This is a genomic window from Bradyrhizobium sp. NBAIM03 (genome assembly GCF_020194055.1).
Lineage (GTDB): Bacteria > Pseudomonadota > Alphaproteobacteria > Rhizobiales > Xanthobacteraceae > Bradyrhizobium > Bradyrhizobium yuanmingense.
Window position 1 is genome coordinate 1 of sequence record NZ_JADYVS010000293.1, and the last position, 382, is coordinate 382.

1 protein-coding gene is annotated in these 382 nt (G+C 65.7%); it reads right to left on the reverse strand.

Annotated elements, in window-relative coordinates; genetic code table 11:
• Positions 1-150: 150 nt before the first annotated feature.
• Positions 151-382, reverse strand: a 232-nt coding sequence (locus tag I6F21_RS38575) for a hypothetical protein (RefSeq protein WP_225184496.1), incomplete at its 5' end; no start/stop codon positions are given.

The following is a 382-nucleotide window of genomic DNA, read 5'->3' on the forward strand; positions in this document are numbered from 1 at the left end:
CCCCTACGGAATCGGGGGTTGGTGCACTGTCACCGAAATATCCGTTCATGCTGGCCAGGCTGCCGGGCCTGCCGCCGATCGCCGCCGGCGCCATCGTGCTGTTCGCGGCGATGCCGCCCGGTGCGAACGCGTACATCTTCGCGTGCAGTATCAGCGGCTGGTGAACCCGGCGTTGGGCGCAGTGGCGCTGGGCACGCTGCTGGCGGCGACGACGCTGCCGGTGATGGTGTGGGTGGTGGCGAGGTGAGGCGTCGAAGGCTTTGCCGGCGACGCCTCACGGCCTAGCTGCGCCCAGTCCATCATTAGCGCAGGCCGAAGAACGAGAGCACCGCAGCAATCACGACGATCAGCCCGATGATATAGATGATACCGTTCATAGCTC